The sequence below is a fragment of the Nocardiopsis sp. TNDT3 genome, from assembly GCF_003427465.1.
Classification (GTDB): Bacteria; Actinomycetota; Actinomycetes; order Streptosporangiales; family Streptosporangiaceae; genus Nocardiopsis; species Nocardiopsis dassonvillei.
On the sequence record NZ_QPFC01000262.1, the window covers coordinates 1 to 1,653 of the forward strand.

General features: G+C 66.9%; 2 protein-coding genes. One reads left to right on the top strand and one right to left on the bottom strand.

The features are described from left to right. Window positions 1-41: 41 nt before the first annotated feature. Window positions 42-449 (bottom strand): YccF domain-containing protein, encoded by a 408-nt coding sequence (locus DQW06_RS07210; protein ID WP_013153823.1) that lies wholly within the window; start codon window positions 447-449, stop codon window positions 42-44. 802 nt (window positions 450-1,251) lie between these two features. Between DQW06_RS07210 and DQW06_RS07215 the strand changes: the two genes are divergently transcribed. After that, window positions 1,252-1,551: a WhiB family transcriptional regulator gene (locus tag DQW06_RS07215; RefSeq protein ID WP_013153824.1), complete on the top strand. Its 300-nt coding sequence runs from the start codon at window positions 1,252-1,254 to the stop codon at window positions 1,549-1,551. Window positions 1,552-1,653: the final 102 nt, after the last annotated feature.

The window sequence follows — 1,653 nt, forward strand, 5'->3', positions numbered from 1 at the left end:
GGGCCCGTGTTTCCCACGGGCCCGGTGGGAGGTCAACGCTGTCAGAACTGCCAGGGTTCCCGCGGGTGGCCGCTCTCGACGATCTCGTTGCCGAAGGGCGCGAGGGCCACGGGGATCATCTTCAGCGAGGCCCAGGCCATGGGGATACCGATGATAGTGACGGCGAGGCCGATCGCGGTGGCGATGTGGCCGAGGGCCAGCCACCAACCGGCGACGATCACCCAGATGACGTTGAGGAAGGTGCTGCCCCCGCCCGCGCCGGGCCTGCGCACGAGATCGCGCCCGAAGGGCCAGATCGCGTACCTGGCCATGCGGAACGAGGCGACGCCGAAGGGGATCGTGACGATGAGGATGCAGCAGATGACGCCCGCGAAGACGTAGCCGACGGCCAGCCAGAACCCAGCGACGAAGATCCAGATGACGTTCAGGATGAACCGCAAGAGGCCCACGGTGTTCTCGTCCTCCCTCGTGTTGGTGTCCCGCTACGGGGACACGCGGCCGCGGAGCGGCCGTGTCCGTTGTTTCTACCGTCTGGGACGTCCGCGCACCACGACCCGTTCGGGCGCCCCACCCTGGTACTTCCCCTAGGGGCGGTCTTGAGGCACGCGGGAGGGGTTGACGCGGGAGCCGCGGAACGGCGTGTCGTGTGGGGTTCGCGGACCGACGGGGTAGGGGCACGGGACGCGAGGGAGGACGCCCGGAAACGGACGCGGGAGGGACCGCTCACCCTCCTCACCGGCATCGACGGAGGGTGAGGACATACGGTCAGGCCCGAACCGGGAACTCCGCGCAGACCGCAATGTGACCCGCACATCAGGAGGACCCCCTAGGCAGGAGGGACATCGCACCATACGATGTGCTGTGTCCTTCGCAAGGCCCCAGATCTTGCGATGCACAACAAACTCAGACAAAAGACCGCACACCGGTCAGTTGTCATCTGGTTTCGGTAACGGTTGTGCGAGTAATTTCCCTACCCCCCGTGCATGATCGGGACGAGGGATGGCATGATTACGTACCGGCTCGGACGGAGGCCGTCACCGCCTCCGCAGCCGTTCGCGTGAGAGCACTCCGCCGCTCGGCGGATCGGTGCCGCAGTACCTGTGCTTCTCGTGGTCTCAGCCACACCGGGGAACATCACTCGCACCGCTCGGCGTTTGCGTCGTGCGGGGTGACTCGCGCCGCATGACCAATTTTGGTGACTGAAGCTTTTTCCGACAGCTTACTAGTGATTTCAGTAGAGGTGGTTCAAGCATGTCTCAGGTACGTCGGCAGGCCGCGCTGCGCCCCCGCCCGCACTGGGGGTGGCAGGATGCCGCCGCGTGCCGGGGCGAGGACCTTGTGCTCTTCTTCGGTCCGGACGGCGAACGCCAGCCGGAGCGGGAGATCCGTGAGCGCAAGGCCAAGGAGATCTGTGCGGCCTGCCCGGTTCGAAACGACTGCCTGGACTATGCGATCTCGCGTCCGGAGAAGTACGGCACCTGGGGCGGGCTGAACGAGGACGAGCGCGCCTCCGAGCGCCGTCGCCGCATGCGCCGCGCGAACGCCGCGTAGTCCGGAAATTCCCGCAGGCGGATCTCCCCCGGTGGCCCCGGCCCCCGAACAACCCGCGGCGCCCCGACGAACAACGTCGAGGGCGCCGCGGGTTTTCTCATG

Excerpts from the sequence above, each read along its gene's own strand:
- DQW06_RS07215 (WP_013153824.1), top strand. The coding sequence starts at position 1,252 with ATGTCTCAGGTACGTCGGCAGGCCGCGCTGCGCCCCCGCCCGCACTGG.